Source organism: Mesorhizobium sp. M7D.F.Ca.US.004.01.2.1 (assembly GCF_003997785.1).
Taxonomy (GTDB): Bacteria; Pseudomonadota; Alphaproteobacteria; order Rhizobiales; family Rhizobiaceae; genus Mesorhizobium; species Mesorhizobium loti.
Genome location: NZ_RZRQ01000013.1, coordinates 12,679 through 29,563, shown reverse-complemented (window position 1 = coordinate 29,563; position 16,885 = coordinate 12,679). Strand labels below are relative to the sequence as shown.

Sequence of the window (16,885 nt, the reverse complement as noted above, 5' to 3'; positions counted from 1 at the left end):
AAAAAAGCGGGATCATGCCCCGCTTTTTTTGTGACCCTGGTGGGTCAATGCCTCGACTGCCGTTTCGGCTGGTAGCCCCCATCCGGCTTCTTGTCGAACATCTCCTTGATCTGCGGATGCCGGACCGGTTCACCCGACTGATCCTCGAGCAGATTCTGCTCGGAGACATAGGCGATGTATTCGGTCTCCGAATTCTCGGCGAGCAGATGGTAGAAAGGTTGATCCTTGCGCGGCCTAACGTCGGCGGGGATGGCTTCGTACCATTCGTCGGTGTTGGCGAATTGCGGATCGACGTCGAAAATGATGCCCCGGAATGGAAACAGCCGGTGGCGAACCACCTGTCCGATTGCGAATTTGGCTGTTTTCATCGTACTCACCACTGAATTCCTTGAGCTTATTTGGCGCAGACGGCTCATCAATTCAATCCCGAAGCGTCCAAGCGCGCCTCTAAGCTACGCAGGACGCGATGCAAAGGTTTGCAGCACGCGACGATGTCGATGACGCAGATTATCGGAAACGTTCGGAAATTCGCTGTCAGCGTGCCGGCCTTCGCAGGCCGCCGGCCAGTGCCGCGAAACCGCTGCCGGGACGAAGTCCCTCGCGCATGAAAAAGGCGCGAAGCGGCGCGAAGCCACCGAGCGCGCCGAGCCCGGCAACGCGGGCCATCTGCGCCGGCAGCATGTCGGATAGCAGCGACATGTTGAGCAGGTTGACCGCGCTGCTGCGCGCCAGAATATCGGGCCGACGCTTGAAGTCATAGGCTGCCAAGGCCTTGGCGGCGCCGGGATCGCTCCGATTTTCACAAGCGATTCCAATCAGATCGTCGACATCCCTGATGCCGAGATTGAGGCCTTGCGCGCCGATCGGCGGAAACACATGGGCGGCTTCGCCGACCAACGCCACACGGTCTCGCGCGAAACGCAGCGGCGTCACCGCCGAAAGCGGATAGATCTGCCGGCCCGGCTCGATCGTCACCCGGCCCAGCATCGACTGCATCTGCTGTTCGACCCGCATCGAAAGCGTCGCATCGTCCAATGCGGCGAGTTCGGTCGCGGTCTCGGGCCTCACCACCCAAACCAGGCTCGAGCGATTGCCGGGAAGGGGAACCTGCGTGAACGGGCCGGTTTCGGTGTGGAATTCCGTCGAGGTGAAGGCGTGGTCGCTGCTGTGGCGGAAATTGAGGACAAAAGCCGCCTGCGGATAGGAGCGAGCCGAGGTCGAGATGCCGGCTGCCTGGCGCGCCGGCGACAAGCGTCCGTCCGCGGCGACCGCCAGCGATGCATCCACCGAGCTGCCGTCGCTCAGGACGGCACGGACGTGCTCGGCATCGAGGTGCCAGGTCGCCACCATTGACTTCAGCCATTCGATGCCGGCATGCGCGGCAACCTTGCTGGCGAGTGCCGGATTGAGCACGCTGTTGGGCAGGTTCAGCCCGAACTGGTCCTCATCGATCTCGCTTGCGCGAAAGGTGACGACCGGGCTGCGGATCAACCGGCTGGTCGCGTCGACGATGCGCATGACTTTCAGGGGCGCCGCCTTGGGCTTGATGTCTTCGAGCACGCCCAGCCGCTCAAGCACTTTCAAGGCGGGGTTCATCAGGGCCGTGGTGCGACCATCGGGGGCAGTGGCCTCCGGCCCGACCAGCGTCACCGGGAAACCTGCGGCGGCAAAACCGAGCGCCGCGATCAGTCCTGCCGGCCCCGTGCCAGCAACCAGTATCCGCGCAGTTTGCTCATGCTCCAAGATCGGCTTCCGGCTTGCAGTGCGAGGCGGTCTACCCGACCCGCCGTTCGATAAGCATATAGGTCAGATCATGCCGCTTGATCAACGCGGCGATTCGGCCCATTCGAATGACATGACCGGCCAGCAAGACGACTTCAGCCATCTCGACCGCGCCGGCCGCGCCATGGCGAGCATCGCACGAAATCCTCGCGTCACGGTAAACGTCGTTGTCGGCGCCTGTATCTTGCTTGCCTGGCTGTCTCTTGCCGCGATGGCAATCCGCAGCGCTGAAGGCAGGATTGCAGGCGTCAGCACCCCTGGCGACACGATCCTGCGCAATCTGCCGCGATTGCCGCTGCCCGATTTCCTGGAACGGTTCTTTGCGCTCTGCCTCTCGCCGGTGCCTCTGGACGCAAGTCTCGGCCTGCAGGTCGGCGCGCTCGTTTTCATGTGGTTCCTGATGGCGATCGCAACGATGCTGCCTTCGGCCGCGCCGATGATCCGCACCTATTGCGAGATCGCCGATACGGCTCGCATCAAGGGCGAACCAGTCGTCCATCCGCTGGTGCTGGTCGCTGGTTACCTCAGCGTCTGGCTCGCTGCCTCAGTGATGTTCGCGGCGCTGACCCTGGCCGCCCATACATTCGCCGCTTCAGGCGAGATGCTCGACCCGGTCGTCGGCGCTGCCAGTGCGCTCGCTCTGCTGGTCGCCGGCCTCTATCAGTTCAGTGGCCTGAAGGAAGCCTGCCTGAAGAAATGCAAGAACCCGTTCTCGATCCTTTTCGCGAACTGGAGCGCCAGGCCGGCCAGCATCTTCCGGCTTGGCGTCACGCAAGGCCTGTGGTGCCTCGGCTGCTGCTGGGCGTTGATGCTGGTGATGTTCGCCGTCGGCGTCATGAACGTCTTCTGGATGGCGCTGATCGGGCTGTTCACCCTGATCGAAAAACAAACGGCCAGCAGGGTTCCAACCCGGCTGGCCGGTGCGATACTGCTTGTCTGGGCAGCCGCGCTGCTAGTAGTCTCGCTGTGAGTGGGGGAAAATCGATGGCAGATCATAACTGGGCAATGAAGGGAGAGCTTGTACTCTCCTGCAATTGCACGGTTTTTTGCCCTTGCGTGCTGTCCCTCGGCAACCATCCGCCAACTGAAGGCTATTGCCAGACCTGGGCCGGGTTTCGCATCGATGCAGGCCATTTCGGCGACGTCGACCTGTCCAATCTCAATCTTGGGCTGGTCATGGAAATCCCCGGTTACATGAGCCGCGGCAACTGGACCGCCGGCCTGTTCATCGACAAGCGAGCCTCGGTCTACGCGGTCAAGGCGCTGACCAAGATCTTCACCGGCAAGGCGGGCGGAACCACATCGCTGCTCTCCATCCTGGTCGGCAAATTCCTCGGCGTCGAGCAGGTGCCGATTACCTATGAGACGCGTGACAAGACGCGCATCTTCCAGATACCGAAGATCATCGACGGGGCGGTGACACCCATCCCCGGCAAGGACCGCGACAAGGATACGGTGATCAGCAATTCTGAATACTGGATCGCGCCGGAGATCATCGTGGCCAGGTCCGACAAAAGCAAGATGCGGGCTTTCGGCCGCAACTGGAATTTCGCCGGCCGTTCGGCCGAAATCTGCAAGCTGGATTGGCGGGGCCCGTGAGCAAGAACACAACGGCCAGAAAAGCCGCCAAGAAGATCACGGACCGGATTCCGCGGCCGAAGAAGAAAGTCACCTGGCCGCAGGCAAGGGCGTTCTCCGTCCATCTCTTGACCGCATCGGGCTCGTTCCTGGCCTTCCTGTCGCTGGTGGCGGCAAGCGAAGAGCGCTGGACGGCGATGTTCTGGTGGCTCGGGCTGGCGCTGTTCGTCGACGGCATCGACGGGCCGATCGCGCGCAAGCTCGAGGTCAAGGAGATCCTGCCGACCTGGTCGGGCGAACTGCTCGACAACATCATCGACTACGTGACCTATGTGCTGATCCCGGCCTTCGCGCTCTATCAGCGCGGCTTCATGGGCGAAGGCCTGTCGTTCCTGTCGGCGGCGATCATCGTCGTCTCCAGCGCCATCTACTATGCCGATACCGGCATGAAGACGAAGGAGAATTTCTTCAAGGGATTCCCGGTGGTCTGGAACATGGTGGTGTTCACGCTGTTCGTCATCGAGCCCGGACAATGGGTTTCGTTCGCGGTGGTGGTGGCGGCCGGCATTCTGACTTTCGTGCCGATCAACTTCATCCATCCGGTGCGTGTGGTGCGGCTGCGGCGCATCAATCTTGCGATGACCCTTTTGTGGTGCGCTTTCGGCGCGCTTGCCCTGGCGCAGGCGGCACTTGCCGCCTTCTATGATCAGATCGGCGTGCTCGGCGAACAGGTCAGCACCTTCACCAAGATTGGCATCACCATCACCGGGCTCTACCTTGCCTGCATCGGTGGCGTCATGCAGTTCTTTCCCAACCTCGGTGCCAAAAAGGCCTGATCAGCCAGTTTTCTCAAGGAAGCCTAACGATGTCCAAAGCGATCCGTATCCACGCCCATGGCGGCCCGGAAGTCCTGACCTATGAGGACACAGATCCCGGCCAGCCGGGATCGGGGCAGATCCTGATCCGGCACACGGCGATCGGCCTCAATTTTATCGATGTCTATCATCGCACGGGCCTTTATCCGCCGCCCGGCGGGTTCCCGCTTGTGCCAGGCAGCGAAGCCGCCGGCGTGGTGCTGGAGGTGGGCCAGGACGTCGATTGGCTGAAGCAGGGCGATCGCATCGCCTATGCCGTGACGACAGGGGCTTACGCGCAAAAGCGCATCATCGATGCCAGCCGCGTCGTCAAGGTTCCAGATGGCATCAGCGACGAACAGGCCGCCGCGATGATGCTGAAAGGCATGACATCAGAATATCTGCTGCGCCGGACATTCAAGGTGAAAGCCGGCGACACGATCCTGTTCCATGCCGCGGCCGGCGGCGTCGGGCTGATCCTCGGCCAATGGGCGAAACATCTCGGAGCGACCGTCATCGGCACCGCCAGTTCGTCCGACAAGATCGAACTCGCCAAGGTGCACGGCTTCGACCACGTCATCAACTACAAGGAACAGGATTTCGTCGCCGGCGTCGCCGCCATCACCGGCGGCAGGAAGTGCGATGTCGTCTACGATTCGGTCGGCAACGACACGTTTCCGGCTTCACTCGACTGCCTGAGGCCGCTTGGCATGTTCGTCAGCTTCGGCCAGTCCTCCGGACCGATCCCGCCGTTCAGCATGTCGTTGCTGGCACAGAAGGGCTCGTTGTTCGCAACCCGGCCGACGCTGTTCGTCTACAATGCAAAACGCGAAGACCTCGAGGCGTCCGCCGCTGCCTTGTTCGAAGTCGTGCTCACTGGCGCCGTCAAGATCAAGATCAACCAGCGCTATGCGCTCAAGGACGCCGGCAAAGCGCATTCCGACCTCGAGGGCCGCAGGACGACAGGGACGACCATTCTCATCCCTTAGTCCGTTCTGCCTTGCTAATCCTTGAATTTCCGCTGAAATTCTTGAAGCTCTTTCAAGACGCGTGCCGCTTTCCGATGAGAGCCGGCCGCGCCTACCATGCTTGCGGGAACACAGAACATATCTGGCTAACCAGATGGGAGGCACTGTGAGTGCAAATCAGGACGGCACGAACCTGCTCGAGGTCCGTGGCCTCACCAAGATATTCGGCACGCTGACGGCGTGCGATCACATCGATCTCGACATCGCCAGAGGTGAAATCCACGCCTTGCTTGGCGAAAACGGCGCCGGCAAGTCGACGCTGGTCAAGATGCTGTTCGGCTCGCTGGAGCCCAATTCCGGCGAGATCTTCTGGAACGGCCAGGCAGTCAGGATTTCCAGCCCGGGCGTCGCGAAAAAACTCGGCATCGGCATGGTGTTCCAGCATTTTTCGCTGTTCGAGGCGCTGACCGCGGCCGAAAACATCGCGCTATCGCTGGACGACGGCTCGCCGATCAGCAGCATCGCGGCGAAGGCGAGGGCGCTTTCCTTCAGCTATGGCCTGCCGCTCGATCCTGAATCGCTGGTCGGCGACCTGTCGGTGGGCGAGCGCCAGCGCATCGAGATCATACGCTGCCTGCTGCAGACACCGCAGCTCATCATCCTCGACGAGCCGACCTCGGTGCTGACGCCGCAGGAAGCCGACAAGCTGTTCGAGACGCTGGAGCGTCTGCGCTCCGAGGGCAAATCCATCCTCTACATTTCGCACCGGCTCGAAGAGGTCAAACGCATCTGCGACCGCGCCACCGTGCTGCGCCACGGCAAGGTGGTCGGCCACTGCAACCCGCGTGAGGAAACCGCCTCGTCGCTGGCCCGCATGATGGTCGGCAATGAGGTGCAGGCCGTGGTGCGCGCACCGGTCGAGGGCATCGCCACGGCGCAACCGCTTCTCGAAGTCCGCAACCTCAGCCGCAAGCCGGCAACGCCGTTCTCGATCCCGCTCAAGGGCATCAACCTGAATGTCCGGGCCGGCGAGGTGATCGGCATCGCGGGCGTCGCCGGCAACGGCCAGGGCGAGTTCTTTGAATCCGTCTCCGGCGAGGTGTTGCAGCAGGATGCCGCCTCGGTGCGCATCCGCGGCAAGGACGCAGGTGGCCTCACCATCACCGGACGGCGCCTGCTGGGTGCCGCCTTCGTGCCAGAGGAACGCCTCGGCCACGGTGCCGCGCCGCGCATGAAGCTTTCCGAGAACCTGCTGCTGTCGCGCCATGCAACCGACGGCAAGGCGTTTGTCGGCACTGGGGGAATGGTCAAGAGCGCCGCCATCTACGCCGCCGCCCAACGCATCATCGAGGCGATGGATGTGCGCAAGAGCGCGCCGGATCCTGAAGCAGCAGCCCTTTCGGGCGGCAATCTGCAGAAATTCATCGTCGGCCGCGAACTCGATCGCCGGCCAAGTGTCTTGGTGGTGAACCAGCCGACCTGGGGTGTCGATGCGGGCGCCGCCGCCCACATCCGCCAGGCGCTGATCGAGTTGTCGCGCAGCGGATCGGCGGTGCTGGTGATCAGCCAGGATCTCGACGAGCTGTTCGAGATATCGGATGCGATCGCCGTCATGCACAATGGCGTGCTGTCGAAGCCGATGCCGATCGCCGAGGCCACCTTCGAGAAGGTCGGTTTGCTGATGGGTGGCGCCGAACCCGGTCACGCCGAACACACGCTGGAGACGGCATGATGCGCCTCGAACTCGTCAAACGCCCGCAGCGCTCCGCGCTGTTTTCGGCCCTGTCGCCGTTCATCGCCTTCGCGCTGACGATCATCGCCGGTGCCATCATGTTCGCGTTGCTCGGCGTCAATCCGCTGACCGCGTTCAATATCTATTTCATCGAGCCGATCAGCCAGGTCTGGCAGTTGCATGAACTGGCGATCAAGGCAGCGCCGCTCATTCTGATCGCCGTTGGCCTGTCGGTCTGCTACAAGGCCAACATCTGGAACATCGGCGCCGAAGGTCAGTTCATCCTGGGCGGCATTGTCGGCTCGATCATTCCGGTGCTGTTTCCGCAGTTCGAAGGCCCGCTGGTGCTGCCGCTGATGCTTTTGCTCGGCATGGTCGGCGGCGCCGCCTATGCGGCAATCCCGGCCTTGCTCAAGACGCGCTTCGGCACCAACGAGATCCTGACCAGCTTGATGCTGGTCTATGTCGCTCAATTGTTCCTCGACTGGCTGGTGCGCGGCCCATGGCGCGATCCGCAGGGCCATGGCTTCCCACAGACGATCCAGTTCGGCGACTCGGCCGTGTTGCCGGAACTTATGCCGGATGCCGGGCGGGCGAACTGGGGATTTGTCTTCGCGCTGGTCGCCGCAGTGCTGGTCTGGATCCTGATGAGCCGCATGCTGAAAGGTTTTGAGGTGCGCGTACTGGGCTCAAGCCCGCGGGCAGGGCGCTTCGCCGGCTTCGGCCTCAACCGGATGGTGTTCTTCGCCTTCCTGCTGTCGGGTGCGCTCGCCGGCCTGGCCGGCATCTCGGAAGTCTCCGGCGCCATCGGCCAGTTGCAGCCCGTCATCTCGCCCGGCTACGGTTTCACCGCCATCATCGTGGCCTTCCTTGGCCGCCTCAACCCGCTCGGCATCGTCGCCGCCGGTCTGGTGCTGGCGCTGACCTATCTCGGCGGCGAAGCGGTGCAGAGCGCGCTCGGCATTTCCGACAAGGTGGCGCGGGTGTTCCAGGGCATGCTTTTGTTCTTCGTGCTCGGCTGCGACACGCTCATCCACTACCGCATTCGCCTGATCGGCCTGGCGCTGACCAAACCGCAGGATGCCGCGAAACTCGAAGCCGCGCCAAAGTTGAAGGAAGCCCGTTGATGGACATCACCGTAAACATCCTTCTGACCATCGCCACGGCGGCAACGCCGCTGCTGATCGCGGCGATCGGCGAACTGGTCGTCGAGCGCTCCGGCGTGCTCAATCTCGGCGTCGAAGGCATGATGATCATGGGCGCCGTAGGCGGCTTCGGCGCCAGCTATCTCACGGGCTCGCCCTGGATCGGCCTCCTGGCGGCCATCGCCATGGGCGCGGTGTTCTCGCTGCTGTTTGCCGTCATGACGCTGTCGCTGGCCACCAACCAGGTCGCGACCGGGCTGTCGCTGACGCTGCTCGGTCTCGGCCTATCCGGCATGATGGGCACCAGCTTCGTCGGCCAGCCCGGCGAACGGCTGCCCAACATCGACATCCCTGGCCTGACCTCGATCCCGGTGATCGGCAGATTGCTGTTCGGCCAGGATCCGATCTTCTACATCTCAATTGCCCTGACCGCTGCCGTCATGTGGTTCCTGTTCAAGACCCGTACCGGGCTGACGCTGCGCTCGATCGGCGACAGCCATACGTCGGCGCATGCGCTCGGCATCAAGGTCATCCGCTACCGTTATCTCGCGGTCATCTTCGGCGGCGCCTGTGCCGGCCTCGCCGGCGGCCACCTGTCGCTGGTCTACACGCCGCAATGGGTGGAGAACATGAGTGCCGGCCGCGGCTGGATCGCGCTAGCGCTGGTGGTGTTTGCCTCGTGGCGGCCATGGCGGGTGCTGGCCGGCGCCTACATCTTCGGCGCGGTGTGGATCGGACAGCTTCATGCACAGGCTTTTGGCATTCCGGTGCCTTCACAGTTCCTTTCTTCGCTGCCCTATCTGGCAACCGTCGTGGTTCTCGTTCTAATCTCGCGCAACAAGCGTCTGACGATGATGAACACGCCGGCTTCCTTGGGGCAGCCATTCGTTCCGGATCGTTGACAACAAAAACAAAACGGGAAGCTCCAAGGCTTAACTCAGAGAGGTAACACAATGAAAAAACTGCTTATTGCCCTGATGACCACGACCGCCGCCTTATCGCTGGCGGCAACCGCAGAGGCCGCGGACAAGCTGAAGGCGTGCTGGGTCTATACTGGCCCGATCGGCGACTTCGGTTATTCCTACCAGCACGACCAGGGCCGTCTCGAAGTGGAGAAGGCGCTCGGCGACAAGGTCGAAACCGCCTATCTCGAAAACGTCTCGGAAGGCCCCGACGCCGACCGCGCTTTTGAGCGTCTGGCGCGCGAAGGCTGCAAGATCATCTTCGGTACATCCTTTGGCTTCATGGACCCGGAAGTGAAGGTCGCCAAGAAATTCCCAAAGGTGATGTTCGAGCACGCAACCGGCTACAAGACATCAGACAATCTCGGCATCTACAATGCGCGTTTCTATGAAGGCCGCTATGTGCTCGGCCAGATCGCCGCAAAAGAATCGAAGGCCGGCGTTGCCGGCTACATCGTTTCCTTCCCGATCCCCGAAGTGGTGATGGGCATCAACTCCTTCATGCTCGGTGCACAGTCGATCAACCCGAACTTCAAGGCCAAGATCGTCTGGGTGAACTCGTGGTTCGATCCGGGCAAGGAAGCCGACGCCGCCAAGGCGCTGTTCGACCAGGGCGCCGACATCATCGTCCAGCACACCGATTCGACCGCTGCCCTGCAGGTGGCGGAAGAGCGCAAGCTGCACGGCTTCGGCCAGTCCTCCGACATGATCAAGTTCGCGCCGAACGCGCAGCTGACCTCACTTACCGACGAATGGGGTCCCTACTACATCAGCCGGGTCCAGGCAGCCCTCGACGGAACCTGGAAGCCGGACAATGTCTGGCTTGGTATCAAGGACGGCGCGGTCAAGCTCGCCCCCTTCACCAACATGCCCGACGATGTGAAGGCGATGGCTGAGGCGACCGAAAAGAAGATCGCCGGCGGCTGGAACCCCTTCACCGGACCGGTTGCCAAGCAGGACGGCACGCCTTGGCTGAAGGATGGCGAAGTCGCCGACGACGGCACGCTGCTCGGCATGAACTTCTATGTGAAGGGCGTCGACGACAAGCTGCCGCAGTAAGCAGCCCAAGATATCAATGAAGAGGGCGCCGCGAGGCGCCCTTTTCATTCGGCGGGCTGCGCCTTAACCGAGACGCGACGAAATCGAGCCAGTCCAGCATCGACCGCGCGGCCAAGCCAAATCCTCAGCAGCCGCTGCGCGGGTCGTTCGCAGGTGCGCCAGATCGCCCACGAAGCGGAGAGCATGAGCGCAATGCAGCCAAAGGCGGCAAACCATTTCCCGACCAGGGGTGCTGCGGCATTGATAGCGAGATAGCCGATCTCCTGGTGCAGCAGGTAGAGCGGATAGGTCAGCCCGCCCAAGGCTAGAGTGAGTGAGGATGGCCTGACACGGCAGCGCAGCAGGACCGCGCCGATCAGCGCGCCATGCATGACGATATTGGCAACGACCAGATTGGCCGACGAAACGGCAATGCCGTAGTGGTTCTGCATCCAATGCTGCGTCACCGACAGAGTGCCGCAGGAGATCAGGAATGCAGCGGCAAGCAGCAGCAGGGCCAGCAGTGAACGGCCATGCGCATGGAGGTGGTGGACCAGCACGCCGGCGGCGAAGAACGGCCCGAACTCGGTGATGAACAGCAATCGAACCGCGCCGCTGCCGAGGAAGAATTCGTTCAAGGCCGAGATCGCCAGCCAGACGAGGATCAGCTCCAGCTTGCGTTTCTGGAAGAGCCCGGTGAACAGGGCCAGCGTCACCCAACCGTAGAAAACCAGTTCAAGCACAATCGACCAATAGACGCCGTCCATGAAGGGTTGGCCGAAGGCTGGCGCAAACATCGACAGATTGGCGGCATACTGGCTGAACGAGGCTGAAAGCAGCGGTGAGCCGGCAAGGGCGATAATCGCGAAGGTGATCGTCATGCAGAGCAGGAAGCCCGGATAGAGGCGAACGAACCGCGCGATCGCAAACTGGTCCCAACTGCGGTTTTCCGCTGACCAGGCAATGACGAAGCCGCTGATCAGGAAGAACAAATTGACGCCGAGATAGCCGTAGAGAGCCACCGGTGCGGCAAGCGGATAGCCCTCGGCAAGGTAGCCTTCAGCCGCCGCGCCGCGGAAGAAATAGTGAAAAAACACAACCGCAAGTGCCGCCGCCAGCCTGAGCAGGTCCAACGTCGCGATGTAATCCTGCCCAGCAGGTCTGGTGTTCATCCGAGTTCCCGCTTTTACGATCCGGAAACCATAGAGCGGATCGCGGCTGAGCGGGTTAAGACGGCTGAACTATCGCTAGATGTAGTAAATACGGGCCCGTCAAACCGCCGAACCGTAGAGATCGTAGGCATCGGCACGGTCGATCTTGACGGTGACGATGTCGCCTTGGCGCAGCGGGCGGCGCGACTGGATATGCACCGAGCCGTCGATCTCGGGCGCGTCGTATTTGGTGCGGCCCTTTGCCGATGTGCCATGCGCCTCGTCGATCAGCACCGGCAAGCGCTTGCCGACCTTCTTGGCCAGCTGCGTCGCCGAAATCTTCTGCTGGCGCTGCATGAAGCGGTGCCAGCGCGCCTCCTTGATCTCCTGCGGGACCTGTTCGAGCCCAAGATCGTTGGAACGGGCGCCCCGGACCGGCTCGTATTTGAAGCAGCCGGCGCGATCGATCTTCGCCTCATCGAGCCAGTCGAGCAGCATCTCGAAATCATCGTCCGTCTCGCCGGGGAAGCCGACGATGAAGGTCGAACGAATGGCCAGATCCGGGCAAATTTCGCGCCAGCCGCGAATGCGCTCGAGCGTCTTTTCGCCATGCGCCGGCCGCCGCATGTTCTTCAACACCTGCGGCGAAGCGTGCTGGAAGGGGATATCCAGATAGGGGAGGATCTTGCCTTCCGCCATCAGGGGGATGACATCGGCGACATGCGGGTAGGGGTAGACATAGTGCATGCGCACCCAGATGCCGAGCTTGCCCAGTTCTTCGGAGAGATCGAGGAATTTCGCACGGACTTCGCGGTCGCCGAACATGCTGGTCTGGTACTTGATGTCGATGCCGTAGGCGCTGGTGTCCTGCGAGATGACCAGGAGCTCCTTGACGCCAGCTTTGGCCAGTTTCTCGGCCTCGCGCAGCACATCGGCCGCCGGTCGCGAGACGAGGTCGCCACGCAGAGCGGGAATGATGCAGAAGGTGCAGCGGTTGTTGCAGCCTTCGGAAATCTTGAGATAGGCGTAGTGGCGCGGCGTCAGCTTGACGCCCTGCGGCGGCAAGAGATCGATATAGGGGTCGTGCGAGGGCGGTGCGGCCTCGTGCACGGCGGCCATCACGCTCTCATAGGCCTGCGGTCCGGTGATCGCCAGCACATTGGGGTGCCTCTCGCGAATGACATCCGGTTCGGCGCCGAGGCAGCCGGTGACGATGACCCTGCCGTTTTCCGAAAGCGCGGAGCCGATGGCATTGAGTGACTCGTCGCGGGCGGAATCGAGAAAGCCGCAGGTGTTGACGACGACCAGGTCGGCGCCGTCATGCTTGCGGGCGATCTCGTAGCCTTCGGCGCGCAGGCGCGTGATGATGCGTTCCGAATCCACAAGGGCTTTCGGGCATCCAAGACTGACAAAACTCACGCGAGGAGCGGACATAGAGGGTTTCCGGGCTTTTCAGGATTGCCGGCGCAGTACCACACTTATTGCGGCATTGGTATGGGCACGGCTGCGATGCGGCAAAACGCATGGCGATTGCGCTGCGGACCTCGCTTTGCGGATCGAAGACGAGGCAGGCCGGCAGCCTCAGCTGACCGCGTTGTTTAGATGCGGCCAGACTTCCACCGCGCCACGATAGACCATGTCCAACGCGACATAGAAAATGATCAGCAGGCCGACATAGGCGATCCAGCGGTGGCGATGCAGCAGTTTTGCGATGAAAGTCGCGGCGAGCCCCATCAGCGCGATCGACAGCACGAGGCCGATGACCAGCACCGGGAAATGATCGCGCGCGGCACCCGCGACCGCCAGCACGTTGTCGAGCGACATCGACACGTCGGCGACGACAATCTGCAATGCGGCCTGGCCGAGCGTCTTGCGCTTCGTCTTGCCGGCCACCGCATTGTCGCTGTTGAGATCGGAGTTCGACAGCGCCTCGGTCGCCTCCAGCTCATCGGCATGGGACGTGCGCAGCTCGCGGTACATCTTCCAGCAGACCCACAGCAGCAAGATACCGCCAGCCAGCAGCAGGCCGACGATCGCCAGCAGCTTGACGGTAACCGCGGCAAAGCCGATGCGCAGCACCGTTGCCGCCAGCACACCGATGAGGATCGCCTTCTTGCGTTGTTCGGCCGGCAGGCCGGCAGCGGCAAGCCCGATGACGATCGCATTGTCGCCGGCAAGCACGAGGTCGATGGCGATGACCTGGAGCAGGGCGGTCAGGCTGGCAGCGCTGAAAATGTCCATCGACCGGAAGCCCTTGCTGGTTTGCCGAGTGTTCGTCGATTATCCAGACGGCCCTAACTTGGTGGTCCCTTGGCGTCAAGGGATCACTCGTGGTGACCTCACCGAAGCATCTTCAGGTCAAAACCGGATCAAAGACTCTGCAGCACTCGCCGGCAGCCGGGCAAAACCGCCGCGGCCGATCATAAATCAATCGTAGAGATTGTACTTTGCCCAATCTGCTTCCGGAATCTCGTCACCGATCCGGTAGCGGAGCTGCAGAACTTCCATATGGTCGGGCGCCGTCTGGCACTTGAATTTCAGCCGGTACCATTGCCCGTTGCTGCGAAACGCAGCGCCGGGGCTTTTGATTGCATCAGCACCCATCTCGGGCGTCGCGAAGGCGTAGGCGACGACGCGATCGGCTTTGAACTTGCGATCGTCGTGGGTGATCCGGTCGAGCACTTCGGCGTCACAACGCTGTTCAAGACGGGTTTGGGGATCGAGTTTCATCAAGCCGGCGCGCAATGCACTGTCCATTGCGTTGGCTGGAAAACTCAGTGTCACAGACGCCAAGGCGGTCATGCAGAGTTTCTTCATGGGCGGGACAAGCAACATATTTTGTCGGAGAAATCAACCAACGGGACCGGCTCGGACCCCGCAGGCATCATCAATCAAATGGCCGATGCGTTCAAAATTGCGTGTCGGGATTCATCATGCGATGCCTGCGGCCAACGGACCAACGAGGCGCGGCCGGCATCGGTGAGATCGTAGAGGCCGCGGTCGACGCGCGCGAACCAGCCATAGACATTGTGCTGCAGGATCTTCGGCGCGAGCGGCGTCAGCGCCTTCAGATCACGCGGGCGCCTGGGTCCGTCCACCATGGCGGCAGCGCAGGCGAGGGCGCTTTGGCGATAGGCCGTCATGATCGGATTGCGCGATCCTCCTCCAGCAACAGGATCGCCGCGACGGCGCTGGTGCTCGTCGACCAGGCGAGAGCGCCGGCGTGCATTGTTGCGCGGTGCCGGCGCGATCGGGCTGAGAAGCACCTCGACCCGGTCCGTCGCGGTCACGCCAAGCAGACCGAAGCCAAGGCGGCGGCAGAGATTGCGGAACCTGGCATCGCTCTCGCGTCCCTTGCCGCGGGCCGATAGGCGCGCGGCAAGCCACACCTCGTCACAGGCGGCCGCGCGATCGACGCCTTGCAGCACCAGTTCCAGATTGAACTGCAGCTTCAGTTCGCAGATGACAACGACAGGCGGCTCCCCCTCGCGCAATGCAACGATATCGCAGCCACCGATCTCGCCTTTCACGACGAAATCCAGGTTTTCGAGGAACCGCTTCACCGGCGCATAGAGTGAGGTCTCGTTCATGCCTCGAAGGTTTAGCCGATTCGAGGCGAAAAGCCTTCAGACCTCGTGGCTGCCCGAAGCCATCGAGCAACCCGCTCGATGCCGTCGAATCTGGCGGCCTACGCAATCCGCTACGGATTCTCAGGCGATATCGGCCGGTTCGGCTTTGCGTTTTCGCCCGGTGATCATTGCCCGAACCAGGTTTTCGCGATGGCGAAAGCTTGCCAGCGCAACGCCGCTGCCGCCGGCAGCGAGTGCCGGTCCTGCGACCATGCCGGCGAGAGCGAGTGTGCGATACATGATGGCTCCATTCGGGAGGTTGGGCGCGAATGTCACGCCTGCGGTTGGGATTTCGATCGGCCGTGTCAGACGGCGATTTCACCGTCATTGGTGCGACATAGCCAATTCAACCTGACAACTGGCTAACAACTGCATCCGCGCCGCTGATGGGCCGCCCAACCAAATTTTCACTGTCAGCTTGTTGTCAGCGTGGCTGTTCTAGCCGAGTGCCGCGACCAAGAATCATTCCCCAATCAGTGCTTGCGGGGTCGCCGCAAGCGATCAGGAGCCTTTCGAACATGCAGCCCTTCAAGACCGGACTGGTCCTCGTCCTACTAGCCGCGTCGGCACCCGCCTTCGCCAACACGATCGTAAACGTCAAGCTGTGGGACAAGGATGGCGTCGCGAACCCCGATGCAAAGATGGGAATGGGCATGCCGGCAAACATGAGCATGGCAACCATGAGGATCAAGCTGGACCAGACCGTCGTATTAGCGGGCAAGGTGACCTTCGAGGTTCAGAACAGCTCCAAGGACACGGTCCATGAGATGATCGTGGTGCCGGTGAGCGACGCCAAAAGGACAACGCTGCCCTATGTGCCAAATGAAAACCGCGTCAACGAGGATGCGGCAGGCCATCTCGGCGAAGTCTCCGAGCTTGATCCGGGCAAGACCGGATCACTGACGCTAGACCTCAAGCCTGGCAACTATGCCGTCTTTTGCAACATTCCCGGCCACTTCATGAATGGAATGTGGGCGACCATCCTGGTCAAGTAGGCCGTGATTTGATGAGGCACCCGCCGCGCCAAAGGAGCGGCGGGTTTTTGGTTTCATGTCCGTCGATGCCAACCCGTCAGGCTTCAGTGCTCTGCGCTGCTCGCTTCACAAGCTTCCTGCGGGGCAGGAGCGGATAGCCGATCTGGCCGAAATAGGTGGAGGGGATCGGATCATCGACGCCGTACTTCTCCGGCACCTTGTCACCGGTGACATTGTAAGTTCCGAACAGCATGTCGAGGACAGGCAACTGCCCGGCGAAGTTCTTGTCATAGGCTTCGCGCTGGTTGGCATGGTGCCAGCGATGGAACTGCGGGCTGGCGATCAGCCACTTCAAGGGGCCGAACGGAATCCGCACGTTGGAATGAACAAGCATCGTGTGGCCAAAGTAGATCATCGAAAAGAGGGCGATTGAGGCGTCGGAGAAGCCGAGGAAATAGACCGGCGTCAGCGATACTGCCTTCGTGACGATGATGTCGACCGGATGATTATGGAAAGCACCGAGCCAATCCAGTTCCTCGATGCCATGGTGAACTGCATGGAACTTCCAAAGTGCAGGGATTTTGTGGAAGGCTCGATGTGCCCAATAGACGCCGATATCGGTGATGAGGATGATCTCCGCAACCTGCAGCCAGACGGGCTGACCGCTGACGGCTTGCGTTATCGATTGCGGGACGAGCATTTCAGCGGCGCCGAGGGCACCGGCCGCTATCATGACGATGGCAACTTTTACGATGAAGCCGTTGAACAGCAGATAGATCAGGTCGACAGCCAGACCCTTGCGGAAAATCTTCTGCGGCCGCTCGGCAAACAGATGTTCGAACGGAATGAAGATCAGCGCGCAGATCAACAGTGCCTTGATGCCAAAGATATCCATCCATTCGCCCCGGCGCGCCGTCTGCGCCTCTGAGAAGAACCACATCTCCCTTTCCAAAGGGCTAAAGGCTCTGCCGTTTTTGGGTGGCGGACCGCACCTGACGATGACGAGCCCTACGCTGTCGCGCTGCGATAAACAGGATCCCGCGACCGATATCGGCTGTCAAAGTCCAACAAG

General features: G+C 61.7%; 18 protein-coding genes. 9 read left to right on the top strand and 9 right to left on the bottom strand.

Annotation, left to right across the window (positions count from 1 at the left end; translation table 11 throughout):
- Positions 1–44: 44 nt before the first annotated feature.
- On the bottom strand, positions 45–368 hold the full coding sequence (gene hspQ, locus EN993_RS04545; protein WP_056587784.1) for a heat shock protein HspQ: 324 nt from the start codon (positions 366–368) through the stop codon (positions 45–47).
- Between the two features lie 166 nt (positions 369–534).
- On the bottom strand, positions 535–1,743 hold the full coding sequence (locus EN993_RS04540; RefSeq protein ID WP_127262504.1) for a UbiH/UbiF family hydroxylase: 1,209 nt from the start codon (positions 1,741–1,743) through the stop codon (positions 535–537).
- Positions 1,744–1,813: 70 nt separating this feature from the next.
- Here EN993_RS04540 and EN993_RS04535 point away from each other — a divergent pair, with 70 nt between their 5' ends.
- From EN993_RS04535 to EN993_RS04500, 8 genes are all read left to right on the top strand, one after another.
- Complete coding sequence (locus EN993_RS04535) at positions 1,814–2,752, top strand: DUF2182 domain-containing protein (RefSeq protein ID WP_127262503.1); 939 nt, start codon at positions 1,814–1,816, stop codon at positions 2,750–2,752.
- Between the two features lie 14 nt (positions 2,753–2,766).
- The gene (locus EN993_RS04530) at positions 2,767–3,381 is read left to right on the top strand and encodes a DUF1326 domain-containing protein (RefSeq protein ID WP_109671262.1); all 615 of its coding nucleotides are present in this window, start codon (positions 2,767–2,769) and stop codon (positions 3,379–3,381) included.
- Positions 3,378–4,196 (top strand): phosphatidylcholine synthase, encoded by an 819-nt coding sequence (pcsA, locus tag EN993_RS04525; protein WP_126069135.1) that lies wholly within the window; start codon positions 3,378–3,380, stop codon positions 4,194–4,196. The genes EN993_RS04530 and pcsA overlap by 4 nt, the downstream gene beginning before the upstream one ends.
- Before the next feature lie 29 nt (positions 4,197–4,225).
- A complete protein-coding gene (locus EN993_RS04520) occupies positions 4,226–5,203 on the top strand; it encodes a quinone oxidoreductase (RefSeq protein ID WP_127262502.1) in 978 nt (325 codons plus the stop codon).
- 133 nt (positions 5,204–5,336) lie between these two features.
- Positions 5,337–6,914 carry an ABC transporter ATP-binding protein gene (locus tag EN993_RS04515; RefSeq protein ID WP_164757535.1) on the top strand — a complete coding sequence of 526 codons (1,578 nt, stop codon included), beginning with the start codon at positions 5,337–5,339 and terminating at the stop codon, positions 6,912–6,914.
- Positions 6,911–8,041 (top strand): ABC transporter permease, encoded by a 1,131-nt coding sequence (locus EN993_RS04510; protein ID WP_126069138.1) that lies wholly within the window; start codon positions 6,911–6,913, stop codon positions 8,039–8,041. The genes EN993_RS04515 and EN993_RS04510 overlap by 4 nt, the downstream gene beginning before the upstream one ends.
- Positions 8,041–8,961 carry an ABC transporter permease gene (locus tag EN993_RS04505; protein WP_109671266.1) on the top strand — a complete coding sequence of 307 codons (921 nt, stop codon included), beginning with the start codon at positions 8,041–8,043 and terminating at the stop codon, positions 8,959–8,961. The genes EN993_RS04510 and EN993_RS04505 overlap by 1 nt, the downstream gene beginning before the upstream one ends.
- A gap of 51 nt (positions 8,962–9,012) precedes the next feature.
- Positions 9,013–10,080: a BMP family ABC transporter substrate-binding protein gene (locus EN993_RS04500; protein WP_109671267.1), complete on the top strand. Its 1,068-nt coding sequence runs from the start codon at positions 9,013–9,015 to the stop codon at positions 10,078–10,080.
- A gap of 44 nt (positions 10,081–10,124) precedes the next feature.
- Here EN993_RS04500 and EN993_RS04495 read toward each other — a convergent pair whose 3' ends face one another.
- The 6 genes from EN993_RS04495 to EN993_RS37650 form a co-directional block, all read right to left on the bottom strand.
- A complete protein-coding gene (locus EN993_RS04495) occupies positions 10,125–11,231 on the bottom strand; it encodes an acyltransferase (RefSeq protein WP_109671268.1) in 1,107 nt (368 codons plus the stop codon).
- Positions 11,232–11,330: 99 nt separating this feature from the next.
- On the bottom strand, positions 11,331–12,644 hold the full coding sequence (rimO, locus tag EN993_RS04490) for a 30S ribosomal protein S12 methylthiotransferase RimO (RefSeq protein WP_109671269.1): 1,314 nt from the start codon (positions 12,642–12,644) through the stop codon (positions 11,331–11,333).
- 147 nt (positions 12,645–12,791) lie between these two features.
- Positions 12,792–13,451 (bottom strand): TerC family protein, encoded by a 660-nt coding sequence (locus EN993_RS04485; RefSeq protein ID WP_109671270.1) that lies wholly within the window; start codon positions 13,449–13,451, stop codon positions 12,792–12,794.
- Positions 13,452–13,637: 186 nt separating this feature from the next.
- The gene (locus tag EN993_RS04480; RefSeq protein ID WP_164548695.1) at positions 13,638–14,045 is read right to left on the bottom strand and encodes a DUF930 domain-containing protein; all 408 of its coding nucleotides are present in this window, start codon (positions 14,043–14,045) and stop codon (positions 13,638–13,640) included.
- 56 nt (positions 14,046–14,101) lie between these two features.
- Positions 14,102–14,800: a DUF2161 domain-containing phosphodiesterase gene (locus EN993_RS04475; protein WP_109671271.1), complete on the bottom strand. Its 699-nt coding sequence runs from the start codon at positions 14,798–14,800 to the stop codon at positions 14,102–14,104.
- A gap of 120 nt (positions 14,801–14,920) precedes the next feature.
- Positions 14,921–15,079 carry a hypothetical protein gene (locus EN993_RS37650; protein ID WP_245468638.1) on the bottom strand — a complete coding sequence of 53 codons (159 nt, stop codon included), beginning with the start codon at positions 15,077–15,079 and terminating at the stop codon, positions 14,921–14,923.
- Positions 15,080–15,357: 278 nt separating this feature from the next.
- Here EN993_RS37650 and EN993_RS04465 point away from each other — a divergent pair, with 278 nt between their 5' ends.
- Complete coding sequence (locus EN993_RS04465; protein ID WP_127262500.1) at positions 15,358–15,834, top strand: plastocyanin/azurin family copper-binding protein; 477 nt, start codon at positions 15,358–15,360, stop codon at positions 15,832–15,834.
- 76 nt (positions 15,835–15,910) lie between these two features.
- Here EN993_RS04465 and EN993_RS04460 read toward each other — a convergent pair whose 3' ends face one another.
- Positions 15,911–16,753 (bottom strand): sterol desaturase family protein, encoded by an 843-nt coding sequence (locus tag EN993_RS04460; protein WP_245468636.1) that lies wholly within the window; start codon positions 16,751–16,753, stop codon positions 15,911–15,913.
- Positions 16,754–16,885: the final 132 nt, after the last annotated feature.